The 19,278-nt window shown below is 36.5% G+C and carries 18 protein-coding genes, 1 pseudogene and 1 other annotated feature; of the genes and pseudogenes, 12 read left to right on the forward strand and 7 right to left on the reverse strand.

The annotated features are described in order from the left end of the window. Nucleotides 1-98 precede the first annotated feature (98 nt). The gene (locus IC621_RS22885) at nucleotides 99-851 is read left to right on the forward strand and encodes a YjbA family protein (RefSeq protein ID WP_191161844.1); all 753 of its coding nucleotides are present in this window, start codon (nucleotides 99-101) and stop codon (nucleotides 849-851) included. Between the two features lie 66 nt (nucleotides 852-917). Here the strand turns inward: IC621_RS22885 and trpS are convergent, their stop codons facing one another. Together trpS and IC621_RS22895 are read right to left on the reverse strand one after the other, a co-directional pair. Further along, on the reverse strand, nucleotides 918-1,907 hold the full coding sequence (gene trpS, locus IC621_RS22890) for a tryptophan--tRNA ligase (protein WP_191161846.1): 990 nt from the start codon (nucleotides 1,905-1,907) through the stop codon (nucleotides 918-920). 202 nt (nucleotides 1,908-2,109) lie between these two features. Beyond that, nucleotides 2,110-2,462: a binding site (T-box leader), on the reverse strand. A gap of 60 nt (nucleotides 2,463-2,522) precedes the next feature. Continuing rightward, the gene (locus IC621_RS22895; protein ID WP_191161848.1) at nucleotides 2,523-2,882 is read right to left on the reverse strand and encodes a DUF3899 domain-containing protein; all 360 of its coding nucleotides are present in this window, start codon (nucleotides 2,880-2,882) and stop codon (nucleotides 2,523-2,525) included. Between the two features lie 825 nt (nucleotides 2,883-3,707). Between IC621_RS22895 and IC621_RS22900 the strand changes: the two genes are divergently transcribed. The 5 genes from IC621_RS22900 (at nucleotide 3,708) to IC621_RS22920 (ending at nucleotide 9,490) form a co-directional block, all read left to right on the forward strand. Next, nucleotides 3,708-5,402, forward strand: coding sequence for a peptide ABC transporter substrate-binding protein (locus IC621_RS22900; protein ID WP_191161850.1), 1,695 nt, complete (start codon nucleotides 3,708-3,710; stop codon nucleotides 5,400-5,402). 126 nt (nucleotides 5,403-5,528) lie between these two features. Then, on the forward strand, nucleotides 5,529-6,458 hold the full coding sequence (gene opp3b, locus IC621_RS22905) for an oligopeptide ABC transporter permease (protein ID WP_191161851.1): 930 nt from the start codon (nucleotides 5,529-5,531) through the stop codon (nucleotides 6,456-6,458). Then, on the forward strand, nucleotides 6,458-7,486 hold the full coding sequence (opp3C, locus tag IC621_RS22910; protein WP_191161852.1) for an oligopeptide ABC transporter permease: 1,029 nt from the start codon (nucleotides 6,458-6,460) through the stop codon (nucleotides 7,484-7,486). The genes opp3b and opp3C overlap by 1 nt, the downstream gene beginning before the upstream one ends. Before the next feature lie 18 nt (nucleotides 7,487-7,504). After that, complete coding sequence (locus IC621_RS22915) at nucleotides 7,505-8,548, forward strand: ABC transporter ATP-binding protein (RefSeq protein ID WP_191161853.1); 1,044 nt, start codon at nucleotides 7,505-7,507, stop codon at nucleotides 8,546-8,548. Further along, nucleotides 8,549-9,490: an ABC transporter ATP-binding protein gene (locus tag IC621_RS22920; protein WP_191161854.1), complete on the forward strand. Its 942-nt coding sequence runs from the start codon at nucleotides 8,549-8,551 to the stop codon at nucleotides 9,488-9,490. It abuts the gene before it with no gap. Between the two features lie 266 nt (nucleotides 9,491-9,756). Here IC621_RS22920 and IC621_RS22925 read toward each other — a convergent pair whose 3' ends face one another. Continuing rightward, nucleotides 9,757-10,860: a YheC/YheD family protein gene (locus tag IC621_RS22925; protein WP_191161855.1), complete on the reverse strand. Its 1,104-nt coding sequence runs from the start codon at nucleotides 10,858-10,860 to the stop codon at nucleotides 9,757-9,759. A gap of 288 nt (nucleotides 10,861-11,148) precedes the next feature. After that, nucleotides 11,149-11,373 (reverse strand): hypothetical protein, encoded by a 225-nt coding sequence (locus tag IC621_RS22930; protein ID WP_191161856.1) that lies wholly within the window; start codon nucleotides 11,371-11,373, stop codon nucleotides 11,149-11,151. Nucleotides 11,374-12,162: 789 nt separating this feature from the next. On the opposite strand from IC621_RS22930, the gene IC621_RS22940 reads away from it, so the two are divergent. Next, nucleotides 12,163-13,365, forward strand: coding sequence for a putative glycoside hydrolase (locus IC621_RS22940; RefSeq protein ID WP_191161857.1), 1,203 nt, complete (start codon nucleotides 12,163-12,165; stop codon nucleotides 13,363-13,365). 124 nt (nucleotides 13,366-13,489) lie between these two features. Here the strand turns inward: IC621_RS22940 and IC621_RS22945 are convergent, their stop codons facing one another. Further along, nucleotides 13,490-13,675, reverse strand: a complete 186-nt coding sequence (locus IC621_RS22945) for a hypothetical protein (RefSeq protein WP_191161858.1) — start codon at nucleotides 13,673-13,675, stop codon at nucleotides 13,490-13,492. A 241-nt stretch (nucleotides 13,676-13,916) separates the two neighbouring features. Here IC621_RS22945 and IC621_RS22950 point away from each other — a divergent pair, with 241 nt between their 5' ends. Both IC621_RS22950 and spxA read left to right on the forward strand, forming a co-directional pair. Then, on the forward strand, nucleotides 13,917-14,495 hold the full coding sequence (locus IC621_RS22950; protein ID WP_191161859.1) for a GNAT family N-acetyltransferase: 579 nt from the start codon (nucleotides 13,917-13,919) through the stop codon (nucleotides 14,493-14,495). Between the two features lie 261 nt (nucleotides 14,496-14,756). Continuing rightward, the gene (spxA, locus tag IC621_RS22955; RefSeq protein WP_191161861.1) at nucleotides 14,757-15,152 is read left to right on the forward strand and encodes a transcriptional regulator SpxA; all 396 of its coding nucleotides are present in this window, start codon (nucleotides 14,757-14,759) and stop codon (nucleotides 15,150-15,152) included. Between the two features lie 64 nt (nucleotides 15,153-15,216). On the opposite strand, the gene IC621_RS22960 is transcribed toward spxA, so the two are convergent. Continuing rightward, complete coding sequence (locus IC621_RS22960) at nucleotides 15,217-15,888, reverse strand: TerC family protein (RefSeq protein WP_191161862.1); 672 nt, start codon at nucleotides 15,886-15,888, stop codon at nucleotides 15,217-15,219. A gap of 455 nt (nucleotides 15,889-16,343) precedes the next feature. Between IC621_RS22960 and IC621_RS27270 the strand changes: the two are divergent. From IC621_RS27270 to IC621_RS22970, 3 genes and pseudogenes are all read left to right on the forward strand, one after another. Continuing rightward, nucleotides 16,344-16,406: pseudogene (locus IC621_RS27270) on the forward strand (hypothetical protein); the annotation flags it as partial. Between the two features lie 23 nt (nucleotides 16,407-16,429). Continuing rightward, a complete protein-coding gene (mecA, locus tag IC621_RS22965) occupies nucleotides 16,430-17,104 on the forward strand; it encodes an adaptor protein MecA (RefSeq protein ID WP_191161864.1) in 675 nt (224 codons plus the stop codon). A 251-nt stretch (nucleotides 17,105-17,355) separates the two neighbouring features. After that, nucleotides 17,356-18,531: a competence protein CoiA gene (locus IC621_RS22970; RefSeq protein ID WP_191161865.1), complete on the forward strand. Its 1,176-nt coding sequence runs from the start codon at nucleotides 17,356-17,358 to the stop codon at nucleotides 18,529-18,531. 166 nt (nucleotides 18,532-18,697) lie between these two features. Here IC621_RS22970 and IC621_RS22975 read toward each other — a convergent pair whose 3' ends face one another. Next, complete coding sequence (locus IC621_RS22975; RefSeq protein WP_191161866.1) at nucleotides 18,698-19,210, reverse strand: MogA/MoaB family molybdenum cofactor biosynthesis protein; 513 nt, start codon at nucleotides 19,208-19,210, stop codon at nucleotides 18,698-18,700. Nucleotides 19,211-19,278: the final 68 nt, after the last annotated feature.

Here is a 19,278-nt window from a genome sequence, read left to right on the forward strand (position 1 = left end):
TAAAAAAAATGATCATCCATAATCTGAACAGATTGGAATAATTTTTCTTTATCCTGCCTATACTGAAAAACAAATAGTTTTGAAGTGAGGGGTAAAAAATGTTGTTTCTTCATGATGTATGGGTGAACTGGTTTGAAGGTGAAGAGAATGGATATAATGTTTGTCATTTCCACGAATGGCGCAAGGATGACAGTGTAGAGCTATTAGATCAAGTGCCGCTCATTCGAGTGAATTCGGTCTTATTTCATTATATTGAAAATGACTTATCTGAGTTGCCTCAAAGACTATTAAGCGACATATTCCAAAAGGCTTACATACGAAAAAATCATGAACGGACTCAGCTTGATTATTGCTTTGTAGTAACAGATGGAGAAGGTATACTTGCTGTAGATACGATCGGATACACCATTCCCATTCGAAAAAGCAGACTAATTCCGAGACAAGAACAGCTGGTTTTTGAAATGGTCAAAGAGGTTGAAGCGGAAGATTACAATTTTAGCCTTGAGCAATATGCACAAGAAAAGGAATTTCATATTCTTTCAGTAGCTCCTGATTATATGAGGGGACTGACTAGAAAAGAAAGACAGCTGAAGCAATTGTTGTGTATGGCGCTCGACCAGCTGCAGTCAACGAAAAATTCAGCGGAGGTCAAGTATTGGTATACAGAATGGAATCCGCAAAAATATGAAATCATCCAGGATATGAACTTTGAACAAGTTTGGGAGATGCTCTATCAGGAAACGATAGAAGGCTGGACAAGCAAGCACGCGCAACTGTGCGAGGATTTAATTAAAGGACAACCCTTCTTCGAGAAGCTGTGGGATATGGAGCATGGATCTAAAGTAAACTAATGTATAACTAAGAGGTGCCAGGCACCAAATTTAAAATTTGGTGCCTGGCACCTTTTTTTCGTCGCTCTATCTTTTCTTTCTGCCAAGTCCCATAGCATTTTCCATTTTCTTCAGCATTTTTAATGCGTCTTTATTTGCTTTTTCTGCCCCGTTGTCAAGGATTCGGTCAAGCTCTTCTGATTCCATAAGTTCATGATATTTATCCTGAATAGGCTTCAAGGCTTGAACAACTACTTGGGCAAGCTCTGCTTTAAATTCTCCATACCCTTTTCCTTCATATTTCGCTTCAATGGATTCGATTGATTCATGGGAAAGAATCGAGTAAATCGAAAGAAGATTTGAAACTCCTGGCTTATTCTCTTTATCAAATTTGACAAGCCCATCAGAGTCGGTTACTGCGCTTTTTATTTTCTTTTCGATTTGTTTTGGGTCATCAAGCAAGGAAATGAATGCTTTTTGATTTTCATCAGATTTACTCATCTTTTTATTCGGTTCAGCAAGTGACATAATTCTAGCACCTACTTTAGGAATCCGAACTTCCGGAATGGTGAAGATATCGTTATATTTCCTATTAAAGCGTTCCGCTAAATCACGGGTTAATTCCAAATGCTGCTTTTGGTCTTCGCCAACCGGAACTAAATCTGTTTTATATAACAATATATCAGCTGCCATTAGAGGCGGATAAGTTAATAATCCAGAAGAAACGGCTTCCTTGCCTTTTGATTTGTCCTTATACTGCGTCATTCTCTCAAGCTCTCCAATATATGAAACACATTGTAACATCCATCCAGCTTGAGCGTGTGCAGGTACTTCTGATTGAATAAACAAGGTAGATTTATTCGGATCAATACCAACTGCTAAGTATAGAGCTGCGAGACTTCTAATGTTTTTTCTTAAAGCAAGACGATCTTGGGGCATTGTAATGGCATGCTGATCAACAATGCAAAAATAACAGTGATAATCATGCTGCAGTTCAACAAATTGCTTCATTGCTCCAATGTAGTTGCCAAGAGTTAATGTCCCGCTTGGCTGAATACCGGAAAAAATTGTTTTCATTCTTCCACTTCCTTTTAAAAAATATATGCTGCCTTCGTAAGCTTTGTTGCCTTTGGAAAAAAGCCAATCACTTTTCTTGAAGTGACGTTTTAACTCGAGACAAAAAGTAATCGGCGAATTACCGACTGCCTTTATTAATACGTCCTTAAGAATGTTAAAGGCAGCAATCTAAAAAATAAAAAGGCCCATCCGTTCCTATCTGGATAGGGACGAATGGACCGCGGTACCACCCTAATTATTTCAAAACTAGCTTGAAATCACTTGAAAAACCTCTTTTAACGCAAGAGAAACGACTAAGCCTACGTGCTAGAAAAAGGTGTTTAGACACACGTTACTTAAATTGATATCCCTGACTTCTAATTAAAAACAGCAGAAGTGAGAGGTTAGATTTGAAACAAATGGCGAGATGCCAATTGTTGATTAAGTAACGATATGATTTCCAGTTTCGGTTAGCTGCTCAAAAGTCCATTCCACGAATTTCATTACCTGCTCACAGCACCCGCAGGCTCTCTTTAAATGATTTAAACGTGTACTAATCTTTGTCATCGCAAGTAAATTTAAATTTTTTATCATTATAAAGAATTCCATGATCATTATCAACAAAAACATTAAGAGCTATACATAATAAATAAACAAACCAGCCAGCATTATGATTCCAAGTAGAATGCCGGCAAATAAAATAGGTGCATATTCAATATCAATCATTTCAGATAGCGGAATCATTTCTTCGACTTCCTTTTTTGTAATCGTTTTTCCGCCCGACTGAAAAAGCCTTCTAAAGCCATAGGAAACTCCATCAAAAAAACCGCCGTTTACAACAACCAGCAGAAGTGAAAAGAGGATTAAGAGCCCTGAAATGATGAAAGAAATATTAATAAAATCAACCAGGCTTATTCTCTTGTATATGATAAAGCTTACAGTAACTGTGGCAAGCAGAGAGAAAATAAAAATAATAAATGCTTTTCTTATATACATGGAAATCTCTCATTTCTGTAAATTATAAGATGTTTATCTTGATTTAGTATTAATAATCCTGGTTATAGCCTAATTCTTTAGAGATGCAGACAACCGTACGATTATCTGCCCTTAGGCCATAGGCAATTCAAGAACAGCATTATCTTGGTCACAGAAAAACAGGAGACCTCCACTGTTCTAAAAATCAAACAATTAAAGTATAGCAAAATGACAAACCTGGTGCTAGTGAAGTTAAGTGAAAATGTTTTCTGGGAAATAAACAAGCCAGCTTGCATATATCTATTAAATCCTTTTCTATTTTCAGAAACTAAAGAAAGTCAAATTTTTCAAACACTTTTAGTCATGGTCCATCTTGGCTTGATCAGACTTAAATTTTAAGGTACAGAACAGGCATAAGGAGGATAAACGGCTGTATTCTAGCACTCGAGAAGTGGGGCTAATCGAATGAACCAACGCCAAATAAATTAGTCCAGTAAAGCGTTAATACTTTAATAGAAAAACAAAATGAGCTGAATTTGGTGAATATTGTTAATTTATTTGCGGTTTATAAATGCTGTGTAATGAATTTGTAGTCAATTTTACATTGAATTTAATAAAGGTTTACAAATCAAAGCACCGTTAGTCTTTTTAGTTGAAATAAGTGAAATGATTCATGAAAAAATAACCTATTAAATAGGCTGAAAGAATCATTTTTAATAGGCCTATTTCTTATAAATATTGCATTTGTGTAAATTTTTTTAAAAAAATGAATGCATAATAGTCCGAATACTTGTATAATAGTCCTTGTAATAAATTTTCAGAAAAATAAAAGGGAGGTCTTTCTGAGTGAAAAAATCAAAATTTTCATTGCTTTTAGTCCTTTCTCTAGTACTTAGTATGTTTTTATCAGCATGCTACGGCGGGGGAGAACAAGGGGCGTCAGATGGTAATAGTAGTGAAGGTGATTCAAAAGAATCAAATGCAAAACAAGAATTGAATGTAATCGAAACAAACGGTATTCCGTCTGTAGATAGTTCTGTAGCACAGGACACCATTGGTTTTACTACATTAAATAATGTTATGGAAGGGCTTTACCGTCTTGATAAAAATCAGGAGCCGATTCCTGGTATGGCAGAAGGGGAACCTGAGGTTAGTGAAGATGGTTTAACATATACGATTACACTTAGAGATGCAAAATGGTCGAATGGAGACCCTGTAACTGCAAATGACTTCGTATTTGCTTGGCAAAGGGCAATTGACCCTAAGACAGCTTCTCCATACGGCCCTTATATGATGGATGGCAAGATTAAAGGCGCTGCTGAGATTTCAAAAGCAGGTGCAGAGAAAAAAGAGTATGATTTAAATACATTAGGTGTTAAAGCAATCGATGATAAAACTTTAGAGATTAAGCTGGAAGTACCGATTCCATACTTCAAATCATTACTTGCGTTTCCAACATTCTACCCGTTAAATCAGAAGTTTGTTGAAGAACAAGGAGACAACTATGCGAAAAACGCAGACAGCTTAATTTATAACGGACCTTTCGTATTAAGTGACTGGAGCGGCACAACTGCTTCTAAATGGACATACGCAAAAAATGAAGATTATTGGAATACTGAAGAAGTTTCTTTGGACAAAATCCAATTTAATGTTTTAAAAGAGTCACAGGCACAAGCTAATGCCTATGAAACTGGTGAAACTCATATCACTTCAAAGCTTTCATCTGATATTGTTCCACAATATGAAGGTGACCCAAATGTAGTTAAATGGTTAGAGCCAACGATTTTCTGGCTGAAAATGAACCAACAAAATGAAGCATTGAAAAACGAGAATATTCGCAGAGCGATTGCAATGTCAATTAACAAGGAAGATTATGCGAAGAGTATTTTAAATAATGGTTCCCTTCCTGCAAACTATGCTGTACCTCAAGAATTTGTTGAAGGGCCAGATGGGAAGGACTTCCGTGAAGGTAACGGAGATTTACTAACACATAATGCAGAAGAAGCCAAAGAGCTATGGGCTAAAGGGCTTGAAGAGCTTGGAACTGACTCAGTTAAGCTAGTATACTTAGGTGATGATACTGAGAATGCAAAGAAAACAGCCGAATACATTAAAAACCAATTAGAAACAAATTTAGAGGGCTTATCCCTTCAAGTTGATTCTGTTCCGTTCGCTGTTCGTTTAGACCGTGAAAATTCACAAGATTATGACTTACAGCTTGCTGGATGGGGTCCAGACTACTTAGACCCAATGACATTCTCTGATTTATGGCTTACAGGCGGCGGTAACAACAAAATGGACTACTCGAATGAGCAATATGACAAGCTTGTGAAAGACGCTCAGACTACTCTAGCTCAAAAGCCTGAGGAACGTTGGAAGGCCCTTCAAGAAGCTGAAAGAATTTTATTAGAGGAAGACGCTGCTCTGGTGCCTCTTTACCAACGTGCAGCAAATATCTTAGTGAATGAAAAAGTCGAAGGGTTTACTTATCACTTAGTAGGACCTGAATACAGCTACATGTGGATTGAAATGAAAGAATAATAGATATTATAGTTGATGGAAAATGAAAATAAAAGAGAGTATATTTTGAGAATATACTCTCTTTTTCCCTGAAAAGGAATTGTCGAAATTTGTAGAATATGTACACAACAATAGGAGGTGCTACTTATGGTCAAGTATATTTCACAGCGTATCATTTATATGATCATTACATTATTCTTAATTGCCACTTTTACTTTTTTCCTCATGAAGTTAATCCCTGGTACTCCATTTGTAAATTTTAATAAGCTGTCAGAAGTCCAGCGTACCATAATGATAAATAAATATGGGTTAGACGAACCCATACCTGTTCAATATATGAATTATATGTTGAATTTAGTGAAGGGTGACCTTGGAATTTCATTTCAATTTGACAATACTCCGGTTACCGAAATTATAAAAGATCGACTAGGGCCATCAGCTGTCCTTGGATTTCAAGCAATTATAGTTGGCACAATTGTAGGTGTATTCCTTGGAATTGCTTCAGCATTAAGGCAAAATACGTGGGTGGATTATGGATCAACTTTTATTGCCGTATTGGGAAAATCAATCCCATCCTTTGTATTTGCGGGCTTACTGCAATATTTTGTTGGAGTAAAGCTTGGTTGGCTGCCGGTTGCTTTCTGGAGAGGACCGGAATATAGTATTCTCCCTACAATCGCACTAGCCATGTTCCCTATCGCTACTGCAGCCAGGTTTATGAGAACTGAAATGATCGAGGTGCTTGGCTCAGATTATATTACTCTAGCAAAAGCAAAAGGTGCCTCTTCATTTGAAGTAGCTTTTAAACATGCATTAAGAAATGCTTTAATTCCGGTAATTACAGTAATTGGACCTTTAACGGTCAGCTTAATGACTGGTTCTCTTGTTATTGAGAATATTTTTGGTGTCCCCGGGATTGGAGAGCAGTTTGTAACTGCGATAAATGTAAATGATTACTCTGTCATTATGGGAACTGCTCTTTTGTTTTCTACATTATTTGTTTTTATTATTTTAGTAGTGGATCTGCTGTATGGAATCATTGATCCGCGGATCCGTATAGCGGGAGGGAAGAAGTAATGGCTCAACATGATAAAAACTTTTCAAAAGATATGTTTGAACCCGCCCATATAGACTCTGCAAAAAGTGAAGAAATCTCAAAGCCAAGCTTAAATTATTGGCAGGATGCCTGGCTTCGTGTCAGAAAGAATACAGGTGCACTTATTAGCTTGGTCGTTTTACTTCTTTTAACGATAATGGCTTTCCTCGGACCAGTTATAAGCGGATACGACTCCGCGGCTCAGAAAGCAAGTCAATCTAACCTGCCGCCAAAAATTCAAGGATTAGAAAATATTAGCTGGCTTCCATTTGACGGAATGCTTGAGAGAAAAAATGGTGAAGTCTATGATGTCTATGAACAAAAGCAAGTAGATGAATACCATTGGTTTGGAACAGATAGTTTGGGAAGAGATATCTTTACACGTGTCTGGAAAGGAACTCAGATTTCTTTATATATTGCCTTGCTAGCAGCAGTTATAGATATGGTAATTGGTGTTGCATATGGAGCAATTTCTGCATTTTATGGCGGGAAAGTTGACAATGTCATGCAGCGGATTACGGAAATATTAGTTGGTATACCAAACTTGGTCATTGTAATCCTAATGATCATTTTGCTCGGTCCGGGTATTTTATCAATTACAATTGCTTTGACCATAACGGGTTGGGTAACGATGGCAAGGGTTGTACGTGCCCAAGTCCTAAAAATGAAGAACCAAGAATTTGTATTGGCGTCGAGGACGTTAGGTGCAAAGGACAATCGATTAATATGGAAGCATCTTTTGCCGAATTTAGCTGGCGTCATTATTATTAACACGATGTTTACCATTCCAAGTGCCATATTTTTTGAAGCCTTCTTAAGCTTTATTGGTTTAGGACTGCAGCCTCCCTTGGCATCACTAGGTACTTTGATTGATGAAGGGTTTAAAGTTCTACAATTATACCCTACGCAAATGATTTTCCCTGGAATAATAATAAGCTTAATTATGATTTGCTTTAATATGATTGCAGATGGTCTTAGAGACGCACTAGATCCGAAAATGCGTGACTAGAAAAGGTAGGTGACTATGATGGAGAAAATATTAGAAATTAAAGATTTGCACATATCGTTCCATACCTTTGCAGGAGAGGTTCAGGCAATTCGTGGAGTTGATATTGATTTATATAAAGGGGAAACCCTGGCTATTGTTGGAGAGTCAGGTTCAGGGAAATCTGTCACAACTAAATCCATTATGAGATTATTACCTGAATCCAATTCTGAAATCAAAAAAGGAGAAATTCTTTTTAATGGAAGAAATCTAGCCAAGCTATCTAATAAAGAAATGCAAAAGATCCGCGGGAAGGATATTTCAATGATTTTTCAGGATCCAATGACTTCATTAAATCCAACAATGAAGGTTGGAAAGCAAATTATGGAGCCAATTGTAAAGCATCAGAAATTAAGTAAATCTGCCGCTAAGGAACGGGCGATTGATTTATTAAAGCTGGTTGGTATTCCAAATCCAGAAGCACGGTTTGACCAATATCCTCATCAATTCTCCGGGGGTATGAGGCAACGGGTAGTCATCGCGATCGCACTTGCTTGTAATCCGAAGGTTCTCATCGCTGATGAACCTACTACTGCCCTTGATGTAACGATACAAGCTCAAATATTGGAGCTGATGAAAGATCTGCAAAAGAAAATTGACACATCAATTATTTTTATAACACATGACCTTGGTGTTGTAGCGAACGTAGCTGATAGAGTGGCCGTCATGTATGGCGGGAAAATTGTTGAAACGGGAACAGTTGATGAAGTATTTTATAACCCGCAGCACCCTTATACTTGGGGTCTGATTAGTTCCATGCCAAGTCTTGATACAGATGATGAAGAATTATATGCTATTCCCGGTACACCGCCAGACTTGTTAAATCCTCCTAAAGGAGACTCGTTTGCACCTCGTAATGAGTTTGTGATGAAAATTGATTTAGAGGAACAGCCGCCTATGTTCAAGGTATCGGATACACATTATGCTGCAACATGGCTGCTCCATCCTAATGCGCCTAAAGTAGAACCACCTGACGCTGTTAAGAAAAGAAAAAAATTATTCCCTGAAATAAAGGAGGGGAATTAAATGACCAATAAAGAAAAACTTCTTGAAATTAAAAATTTAAAGCAATACTTTAATATAGGGAAACCAAATGAAGTGAAGGCTGTAGATAATATCTCTTTTGATATCTATAAGGGAGAAACATTAGGGTTAGTAGGAGAGTCGGGCTGCGGAAAATCGACAACAGGACGGACAATTATTCGTCTTTATGATGCAACAGGCGGTGAAGTGCTTTTTGATGGAGAAAATGTCCATGGAAAAAAATCTTCCGCCAAGCTTAAAGCATTTAATCGTAAAATGCAGATGATTTTTCAAGACCCATATGCTTCTCTCAATCCGCGCATGAAGGTCTCTGATGTTATTGCTGAAGGAATTGACATTCACGGTCTTGCTAAATCAAAAAGTGAAAGAATGGAAAAAGTATACCAATTACTTGAAACAGTTGGACTGAACCGTGAACATGCAAACAGATATCCTCATGAATTCAGCGGCGGGCAAAGACAACGGATCGGAATTGCTAGAGCTCTTGCTGTACAGCCGGAATTTATTATCGCTGATGAACCGATATCTGCCCTTGATGTATCGATTCAAGCGCAAGTGGTTAATTTGATGAGAAAGCTTCAAAAAGAGAAGGGGTTAACATATCTCTTTATTGCCCATGATTTGTCTATGGTGAAATACATCAGTGACCGGATAGGGGTTATGTATTTTGGTCGCTTAGTAGAGCTCGCTGATGCGGATGAATTGTATAAAAATCCAATTCATCCATACACAAAGTCCCTTTTATCTGCAATCCCTCTGCCTGATCCCATTTATGAACGAAGCAGAGTAAGAACTGTTTATGATCCAACGAAGCACAAAATGCAGCCTGGCGAAGAAATGGAATTCCGTGAAGTCAAACCGGGGCACTATGTGATGTGTTCAAAAGAGGAATTTGCAGCCTATCAGGCAGAGTATGTGAAATAATAGAATGAAAAACGATCTCTTCAGGAGGTCGTTTTTTTGTGATTAAATCATGAACGAGGTGGATAAGCGGGTTTGTTTCCCAGCCCTTAACCCCTGTAAAATGCAATTTCTCTTTCCATCTAGCTAACCTCCTAAAGTTATAACTCAGAGTAAACCTCTATTTTATAACCAAGTGCCCCTTTAAAAATCTTTTTACACCGAATTTATTTTATATAATTCTCCCTTAACCCAAATCTGATGCCGTTATTTTATTACCAGAACTGCCGCTATTCTTTCTCTTTCTCTTGTTCTTGTTGATTTGTTAAGGCAAGATACGAAGCGTATTCAAGAGGTCTAGTCATTGAAAGATCATCTACACCTCTTAATGGATATGGGAGAGGGTTTACTTCAAAGATCCACAAATGTCCATTTTCATCTACTCCTAAATCGATCCCTAGATCTGCCATATGATGTTCAGATTTATCTAAAACGTGGCAAATCTTAAATCCAAGATTGACAACAGATATTTCAATATTTTCCATGTTTTTATTCTGGGGGTACATTTTAGGTAAATTACTAAAAGGATGAGCTGCTAAAATTCCCGGCATGCTATGGCTATCATTTGAAGCGATACGGAACAACAAAAGAGTTACTTCCCATTCACCTTTACCATTTTTATTCATATTAAGACGGATATCGGTTACCTTTTTACCCCATTTTATGGTTGCAATACTTTGTTGCACGATATAGTCCTTAAAATATTTCGGTGAAATCCAATCCTGGAATTCTTCATAAAATTCGAATGATTTCCTCCGTAGTCCTTTTTGTCGATAGGTAACCTCGATGCCACCTTCCCTCTGCAACTTTACCCGAACAATCCCTTTACTGTTATGTGCATAAATCGGATTGATAGGCTTTAAAAATATATCTTCATAATCGTACAAAAATTGTTGCAGATCTATTTCACTTTCTAGTTTCCGTGTATCCGGAAGATGATGACAAAGCACCTTATCATTTGCGAGTAGATGCCAGCCTTTCCATTTATCAAATATAAAACTATTAAATACCTTATGACCTATCACCTGTTCGAACTCTTTCAGCATCTTATGATCCAAATCACACTGCATGTAAATCACATCAGGAAAGGGAAAAATCCCCTTTGAACGGCTAATTTCACCTGCTCGCTTCTCTAAACAGGTTCCTCTCACATTGTGTTTTACCAAATCCACATCCTCAATATAGAAGGTTATGATGGTTGCATCATCGGGGTATTGTTGAAGTCTTTGTTTTACCAACTTGCGTAGTCTTCGTTTAGCTTTTGATACACAAATGCCTATATGGGGATGATCAGATTTCTCTTTGTCTATACTTCTCGCCTCCTTTAAAAACATCTCTCCTAAGGTTAATTTTTAATATCATTTATATTTAGTTGGCTAGGAATATTATGAGAGAGTTTTCTGTTATTAATAACTTACGCAGTTGAATTGTTCGTGTTCTATAAATATGACTAGAAATGGTTTTAATTAAAAAAACATGTATGCACGTGTATTGAAAATTTCCCAATCCATGTTTTTAGTTTCTATCCTCTTAAGAAAAAGGGCTGAAGACAATTCTATATTGTCTTCAGCCTAATACCACGCTTCGAGACCGAAAACACGATAGTTCAAAGTGATTTATTACTAATTAAGCTTCGCATTAAACTTCGCGCGAGCTTGATTTAACTTATTTTTGGCAGCAAGTGCGCCATCGATGTCATCACCAAACACACAATCGATTAAATCCAATAAACAATCGAAAGCTTCTTCTAAAAACTCTTCTAAAGAACCGCTTGTCAAAAATGCTACTACTATACAACCGATAAATTGTTCAACACATTCTTCACAACTTAATGGACCATTTCCCATTGATATCCCCTCCCTTCAGTTTTATTAATATATTATTATGAAAAATTCTATTAGCCCGTTATCTATTATGGTAGAAATATACTTTCAACCATAAATTTCACGTAACTACTTAGGTCCTCGTTCCATTTGAGTGCTTCCATCTATTCTGTGTTCCCAGATTTATTGCTTTTTTTAACGTCAACACTGGTGACTCCTAACGGATCAGGAGGTGAAGATCATGAAGCGAGAAGACATTTTACGTGCCTATCATTAAGGATCAGGAACAATAGCTTCTCTTTTTACTACGATAGTACGAGCTATGAACAACGGATTCTTAATACCTGTCATTTGAGGGAGAAGAAATCATTCTTAAAAAATATACAGTTTATAATGCATGTAACTGGAGAGATTTCAGAGAACCAATATCTCACTTGCTAACGTAAAAATCGTGTTTAGTCCTGAAGAAGCAATGAAACTAGTAAAAGAATTAAAAGTGCAGCTTTCTAATCCGGTAAAATAAATCTTAACTCCCACCTCCGACTTCTCACATCTAGAAGTGAGAATAGAAGCAATCGGCAAGGCACCGATTGCCTAATTTAAGAATTATAAGTTTATCGAAGTAATAAAAGGGTAAATGGTGGTACTTATAAACAGAAAAGCAATTCGCTGATTTCATCAATTCCCACCTCCGACCTCTCACCTTAAGATTTTTGGGGATGAACCTTGTGGAAATCAGTCCAAATTTATCTATTAACCTTACAAACTTTTCTTTATAATAGAATGAGAGATGTAATTTGGGGGTTTTACGACATGGATATCCTAAAAAGGTTGGTTACAGTCATTACTATTCTCTGTCTCTTTCTCCTTCTTTTTCCTTCTGTGGGAATTGCTGAACGAGAGCTAGTAAACCACAATCATCCCGCAAAGCAGCTAACATTAGAAAAAAGGGTCTTACCCGAGAGTATGGCGCGATTTGTCTATGATTCAGGCTTTGATTTTGAATATCCTGATGCTGTTAGAGGAATTTATGTGACTGGACATTCCGCAGGTGGAAGCAAGTTTGAAACATTAACGAAAATGATCGATCAAACAGAGCTGAATGCGATGGTCATTGATATTAAAGATGACTTTGGAAATCTTACCTATCTTCCAGAAGACAGGTCAAAGTATAAAGAGATAAGTAAACCATACATAAAAGATCCGAAAAAGATATTGAAAACGTTAGAAGAAAAACAAATATACCCGATTGCACGAGTTGTTGTGTTTAAAGATTCTATCTTAGCGAATAAAAGACCGGAGCTTTCATTTAAAGAAGGAGATCATGTTTGGAAAAATGGACGAGGTGAATCGTTCGTTAATCCTTTCTTAAAAGAAGTTTGGGACTATAATGTTGATATCGCAATTGAAGCAGCAATAATGGGTTTTGAAGAAATTCAGTTCGACTATGTCCGATTTCCCGAAGGATTTGAGACTCGTGATGATGTCTTAAAATATCAAACAGGTGAATATGAAGGGGGAGACGAGGACAATATTCGTAAACGAGTTAGTGCTGTTACTGATTTTGTAGAATATGCGAAGAAGAAGCTTGAGCCATATGATGTAAAGGTTTCTGTTGATATTTTTGGCTATTCAGCTACATTGCCTGAAGCACCGGGAATCGGTCAAAACTTTTCGATGATCTCAGAAAATGTCGATGTTATCTCTTCTATGATTTACCCAAGCCACTGGACATCCTATTTTGGCATTTCAAAGCCTGATACTGAACCTTATAATATTATTAATGAATATGCCAAGCTGGAAAATAAGAAGCTTAGTGAATTAAAGGAGAGGCCCATATCAAGACCTTGGCTTCAGGATTTCACCGCATACTGGTTAGGCAGCGGAAACTATATTAAGTACGGAAAATCTGAGGTTGAAGCACAAATAAAAGCCTTAAATGATAACGGAATCAAGGAATTTTTATTATGGAATGCAAGCAATGCGTATACGGAGGGTGTTGACTATACACCATAAGACTTCCTTAAAAGTCTAAAAAAAGAAATCGGTAAAGGAAGGAGCCGGTTTCTTTTTTTACATTTAAACAAACCGGAAAGGATTTGTACCCCTCCCGGTTTGTTTTTAATCCTTATTTTATATTTTATGGATTACGTCCGCCAACCTTCCTCCAGCCTTCTTGCGTTTTTAAGGAATGTGAGACGCTTACATTTTTGTTTTTACCCCCGAAAAATCTCTGACCAATTCCATTTATCAAAACCCCAAGCACTGCAGTGATTCCAATTACGAGCAAGGCAACTACAATAAAATCGAATAAATATTGTCCCATACTCACCATCCCTATAAATAATTTCTACTTTTATTGTAAATCATGTTTAGTAATGAAAAAAGAGGGTAAATAATACTTGGGTAAAAATAAAACCTTAACGGTAAAACTTATTAATCATAATAAGGTTTTATTATTACCTTAATAAATTGTAAGTGGTTTTTTTTGGTACACTATAAGAGTAATAAAAAACTAAGTGGTCATTAAGGAATCCATACGGCCAAAAATTCAAAGGGGCAGATCGATGAATTGGTATGAAAAGTTGAATCAATATTTCCCAGAAGAAGAGATGAAATCCAAAGAGCATATGGAAGCTCTTCTGAAGGAAAGGGGTAACATTTATTACAAAGATGAGGGTCCTCACCATGTAATGATGTATGCGGAACTGGATGATTTTTTATTCATTGATTACTTATTTGTTTCAAAAGATGCACGTGGTCAAGGGCTGGGACACAAGTTAATTGAAAAAATGAAAGTTAAGCAAAAGCCAATTCTGCTGGAAGTTGAACCAGTAGATGAAGATGATTTGGATACCGAGAAAAGACTGAAATTTTACCAAAGGGAAGGGTTTAAGCACGCGCATACAATTGGATACAGAAGACGTTCTATCGAAACAAATGAAATTAATCAGATGGAGATTCTTTTTTGGTCTCCGACAAATGAATCCGAGGAAGTCATTTACGAGGCTATGAAAAAAACCTATCAGCTTATTCACACATATAAAGATGAAGAGCTCTATGGTGCGTCTCATTGTGATGTGGAAGAAGTGCTGACTTTAGAAGATGATCAGAACCGGAAGAATATTTTCGATCAATTAAGCTAATTGAGAACGGAAAAGTCGTTCTTTCCTAATAGGTCAAATTGGTCAAAATGCAAATAAAAAAGTTATTTAGGGTTTTATTTTCGCTAAGGAATCAAGCAATAACAAGATTTTTAACTGTTTTGACAAACTTTTATTAAAAAAGTATATCACAACTTACTTTTTTATAGTATAATACTTCATATGGATTACTTAATTAAAGTAATTTCAATTTAGCATAAATGATTCGAAAGTTTACTCATTCTTTTAGAGGAGTGAAAGTTCATGGTTACATTATATACATCACCAAGCTGTACCTCATGCCGGAAAGCTAGAACATGGCTGGAAGAACATGAGATTCCGTATGAGGAGCGTAATATTTTTTCTGAGCCGTTGTCAATCGATGAGATTAAAGAAATTCTTCGTATGACAGAGGATGGAACGGACGAAATTATTTCAACTCGTTCAAAGGTTTTCCAAAAGTTAAACGTCAATGTTGAAAACTTACCTTTGCAAGACTTGTATAATATGATTCAGGAACACCCTGGATTACTTCGCCGTCCGATTATTATTGACGAGAAAAGATTACAAGTCGGCTACAATGAAGATGAAATTCGCCGTTTTCTTCCGAGAAAAATTCGTACGTATCACCTTAGAGAGGCACAGCGTTTAGTGAATTAATTTAAAAAAAGCATCAGATTATTCTGGTGCTTTTTCTGTTCCCTGAATTTATTGATAGATTTCATTAGTTTGGTCTGTTTTGAATAAAATGATTATAAACTAGCCCGCCAGCAATAATGAAAACTGTCATGACATAAGGGATACTTAGCGCAAGGTGCGGGTGGTAAAGTAAAAAAGGCTGCAGATTATGTTCCTGATTAATCATTTTTCCTGCGGTAAATGCCAGCATTCCGCCTCCAACATAAACAAGACCAGGAAAATGTTCCAATAGCTTTAAAATAAATCGGCTACCCCAAATAATGATCGGCACTGAAATAAGCAGTCCAATGATCACCAAAGTGGTTTTCCCATTAGCAGCTCCGGCAATTGCAACAACATTATCTAATCCCATCAAAATATCGGCAATCACGATCGTCTTTACCGCTTTCCAAAGCGATTGGTGACTTTGAATGTTGTCGTTCTTTTCATCTTTTCCAACGATTAAATGGTAAGCAATAAACAGAAGAAATAATCCGCCAATTAGCTGAAGAAAGGGAATTTTAAGTAAAATGACAGCAAAGCTGGTCAAAACAATCCGCACAGTTATTGCTAAAAAAGTACCTAGCAAAATCGCTTTCTGCCTTTGCTGTTCAGCTAAATTACGGCAAGCTAATGCAATAACAATGGCATTGTCTCCGCCAAGTATTAAATCTATTCCGATTATCATGAATAAGGAAATAAGAAACTCCTGTTCCATCCACTTAACCTCTTTCTGCTCGGTATGTAAATAATGGAAACTTCTTTATGCTTGTACTAAAATATATGACTAAGCCCAATGAATATGACTTAATGGTGCCAAAAAAGGGTGCCAAAAAAGGGTGCCAGGCACCAAAATGCACAACTGGTGCCAGGCACCAAACCACAAGCCCACAAATTACAAAAGGGGGTCTGACCCTAAATGGCAAAGAGTGCTTAACCTTCAAAACATGAAAAGGTTTTATAGAAGGGTGCCAGGCACCAAAATAAAAAAAGGTGCCTGGCACCCATAGTGGCACCCATAGGTAAATAACTGTTTTTTAGAATTGGGTGTTTTTTTATTTCTTTTACGATTGTTTTATCATAAAATAGGAGTACAAGAATTCTTCTTAACAAAAAGAGGGTTTTTGTACTATAAATGTTTTTAGCTGTTTCGCGCTAACGGTTAGAAAATAGACGTTTTGGGTAAAGTGTAGTAAAGTACAACTAATCGGGGGTTTAGTTGTCCCTTCAACATCTTAAATAGAGGGGAAGGATGACAAATGGAAATAGAGCGTATTAATGAACATACTGTTAAATTTTATATTTCTTACGGTGATATCGAAGATCGCGGCTTTGATCGTGAAGAGATTTGGTACAATCGGGAAAGAAGTGAAGAGCTTTTTTGGGAAATGATGGATGAAGTTCATGAGGAAGAGGATTTCATGGTTGAAGGGCCGCTTTGGATTCAAGTTCAAGCCCTCGATAAAGGACTTGAAGTAATCGTAACAAGAGCACAGATGTCAAAAGACGGACAGAAAATTGAGCTTCCTATTTCAGAAGACAAGCTAAAAGATCTCCCGGTTGATGAAAATATTGAATCAATGCTTGATCATCATTTTAATAAATCCGACCAAACAAAGGCTTCTTCTACAAGTACAGATGATACTCAGCAGCTTGAATTTGTACTGAAATTTGATGACTTTGAAAATCTCATCTCTTTATCAAAGAACACGGTCAATGGATTTGACAACAGTCTTTATTCCTTCGAGAATCAATACTATTTATTTGTAAATTTCGAGGAAGATGAACAAGAAGATGAAGAAGTTGAGAATATTTTAAGCATTCTGTTGGAATATGGACAAGAGTCAAAATTAACTATTCACCGATTAGAAGAGTATGGCAAAGAAGTCATCAAAAACCATGCTTTAAAAACAATACGGAAGCATTTTTCTTAATAGGAAATGCTGAAACTATATCCTATATAAAAACCCGTCATAAAACTTGACGGGTTTTTTCTTTTTTTGACAGGATTTCTTTGGTGACTGTCGAATTATAAGATGATTTGGCTTTTTCTTAAGGCAAATGGTGAATCTCCGACTGCTTCAAGTAAGCATCCTAACACTCACCCTGTTGGGGTGCCTAACTATGTTTCAATCACAGGAAAATAGTACAAAAACAGCTGGAGAATAAAAGGAGGTAAGCTCAGGTGTTTATTGCACAAGATGAAAAGGGGAAAATCTTTTCTTTAGCTGATTATCAAGATAAGCCCCATGAACTATTACATGTTAAAAAAAGTAAACGATTTTTTTGTCCGATTTGTAAAAATGGATTAGAGTTGAAATTAGGTAAGATTCGCACCTTTCATTTTGCCCACAAAAAAACAGAAAGCTGTTCATATCATTCTGAACTAGAGAGTGAGGAACATAGAAACGGCAAGCTTCACTTATATCATTGGCTAAAAAAACAAGACGGCGTAACAGCCCGCTTGGAGCATTATCTTCCCGATATCATGCAAAGACCAGATACATATTTTCAATGTCACAATGGTCAATTTGCAATAGAATTCCAATGTTCAACAATCGATCAAACCCTTTTTCGAAAAAGAACCCAAATGTATCTGGAAAAACGAATAACCCCAATATGGATCGTCTCATCAAAGTATATCAACAAATCTTCATCTACAATGTATCGATTTTCTCCATTTCTATGGCTTTTCCTTCAACAAGCGGGTTCATCAACAAGGATACTTGCTTACCACACTAGCAGTGAATCTCTACTTCATTTATCTTCCATAGTTTCATTTACAAAACAAAATGCGGCGGCAAATATGGAAATCATAAAGCTTTCTGAGCTCAATATAACATCTTTATTAAATAGGCAACCAGAATTTAGAATTCCGAAGGATTGGTTAATAAGGGTAAAAAATCACCGATTAAAACCAACTTTACATGAAACAAAGGAAGATCGAAATTTTAGAGAAAAGCTGTATATTGAAAAACAGCTCTCCATTCAAAATCTTCCTTCAAAAGTGTTCATCCCTGTCATGGCTGGATATGTTTTTGAAAACCATGTCTTTCAATGGCAAACTTATATTCTTCTTTTTTTAGATAAATTCTCCCTTCACACTTCATTTACAACAACATTAATTTCCAAGCACCTGAAATTCTTACTAAACAAAGAATATTTGAAAAAACGTTACCTTATAAATTCTCCTGACCTTTCCCTACCCATCCGCCAATACCTGGATGCATTATGCACATTCAACTATTTGAAAAAAACGAAAGATAATACTTATATAAAAGTAAAACCATTCGACTGGAATGACACAATTGATAACTTATTAAAAAGGGATAAACAAATCCTGATTCAAAAAAAGACATAAAATGAAGCAAAACAAGGAGAAAATCCTACCCATCAATTGGAAAATAGAGGGAGTTTTCCTACTAGTTTATACCTAATCTTAGGTTTGAACTGAACTTTAACCTTGAATCAAGAAGATTTGAAAAATAGAATTAATTTTACAAAAATCCCGAGGAGTATTTATATCCTCAGGCGTCTTTCCTAATTTCTCTTACTACATGAGTCATTTCAGGAATAATAAGCTTGTCCATTGCTAATTTTACTGCACCTGAAGAGCCTGGCATTGAAAAAACAGCGGTATCTTCGGCGACTCCTGCTATTGCTCTGCTTAAGATAGCAGCAGATCCTATATCTTCTAAATAGCTGAGCATGCGAAATATTTCACCAAACCCGTCTAATTGCTTATCTAAAAGTTCCTTGACAACTTCTACTGTAACATCTCGTTTTGCAATCCCGGTCCCGCCGTTTAATAAAATAACATCGACAGATCTGTCCTCACATCCAGAGACTATTGCTTCTTTAATTAAATGGTAATCATCTGTAACAATCTCATAGCCAAGAATTGAGTGGCCGTTTTCCTTTAATTTAGATAGAATCAAGCTGCCGCTTTTATCTGTTTCTTTTGTACGTGTATCACTAACTGTAATCACCTTGCATCTAATGGTTTTAGGTGCTTCCTCTTTATGTTGTTTAACACTCATGTACTCTCTCCTTTGAATTTTTTAATTTTAAATAAATTCTACTCTAATTTGTATGCTAGAGGCAATTA

Source organism: Metabacillus arenae (assembly GCF_014773385.1).
In the GTDB taxonomy this organism is placed as follows: domain Bacteria; phylum Bacillota; class Bacilli; order Bacillales; family Bacillaceae; genus Metabacillus_D; species Metabacillus_D arenae.

Bases quoted from the DNA above. Each gene is read 5' to 3' on its own strand.
- IC621_RS22940 (WP_191161857.1), top strand. From the start codon at position 12,163: ATGGATATCCTAAAAAGGTTGGTTACAGTCATTACTATTCTCTGTCTC.
- spxA (WP_191161861.1), top strand. From the start codon at position 14,757: ATGGTTACATTATATACATCACCAAGCTGTACCTCATGCCGGAAAGCT.
- IC621_RS22920 (WP_191161854.1), top strand. From the start codon at position 8,549: ATGACCAATAAAGAAAAACTTCTTGAAATTAAAAATTTAAAGCAATAC.
- IC621_RS22975 (WP_191161866.1), bottom strand. From the start codon at position 19,210: ATGAGTGTTAAACAACATAAAGAGGAAGCACCTAAAACCATTAGATGC.
- IC621_RS22950 (WP_191161859.1), top strand. From the start codon at position 13,917: ATGAATTGGTATGAAAAGTTGAATCAATATTTCCCAGAAGAAGAGATG.
- IC621_RS22895 (WP_191161848.1), bottom strand. From the start codon at position 2,882: ATGTATATAAGAAAAGCATTTATTATTTTTATTTTCTCTCTGCTTGCC.
- opp3b (WP_191161851.1), top strand. From the start codon at position 5,529: ATGGTCAAGTATATTTCACAGCGTATCATTTATATGATCATTACATTA.
- IC621_RS22915 (WP_191161853.1), top strand. From the start codon at position 7,505: ATGGAGAAAATATTAGAAATTAAAGATTTGCACATATCGTTCCATACC.
- IC621_RS22885 (WP_191161844.1), top strand. From the start codon at position 99: ATGTTGTTTCTTCATGATGTATGGGTGAACTGGTTTGAAGGTGAAGAG.
- IC621_RS22945 (WP_191161858.1), bottom strand. From the start codon at position 13,675: ATGGGACAATATTTATTCGATTTTATTGTAGTTGCCTTGCTCGTAATT.
- mecA (WP_191161864.1), top strand. From the start codon at position 16,430: ATGGAAATAGAGCGTATTAATGAACATACTGTTAAATTTTATATTTCT.
- IC621_RS22930 (WP_191161856.1), bottom strand. From the start codon at position 11,373: ATGGGAAATGGTCCATTAAGTTGTGAAGAATGTGTTGAACAATTTATC.
- trpS (WP_191161846.1), bottom strand. From the start codon at position 1,907: ATGAAAACAATTTTTTCCGGTATTCAGCCAAGCGGGACATTAACTCTT.
- IC621_RS22925 (WP_191161855.1), bottom strand. From the start codon at position 10,860: ATGTTTTTAAAGGAGGCGAGAAGTATAGACAAAGAGAAATCTGATCAT.
- opp3C (WP_191161852.1), top strand. From the start codon at position 6,458: ATGGCTCAACATGATAAAAACTTTTCAAAAGATATGTTTGAACCCGCC.
- IC621_RS22960 (WP_191161862.1), bottom strand. From the start codon at position 15,888: ATGGAACAGGAGTTTCTTATTTCCTTATTCATGATAATCGGAATAGAT.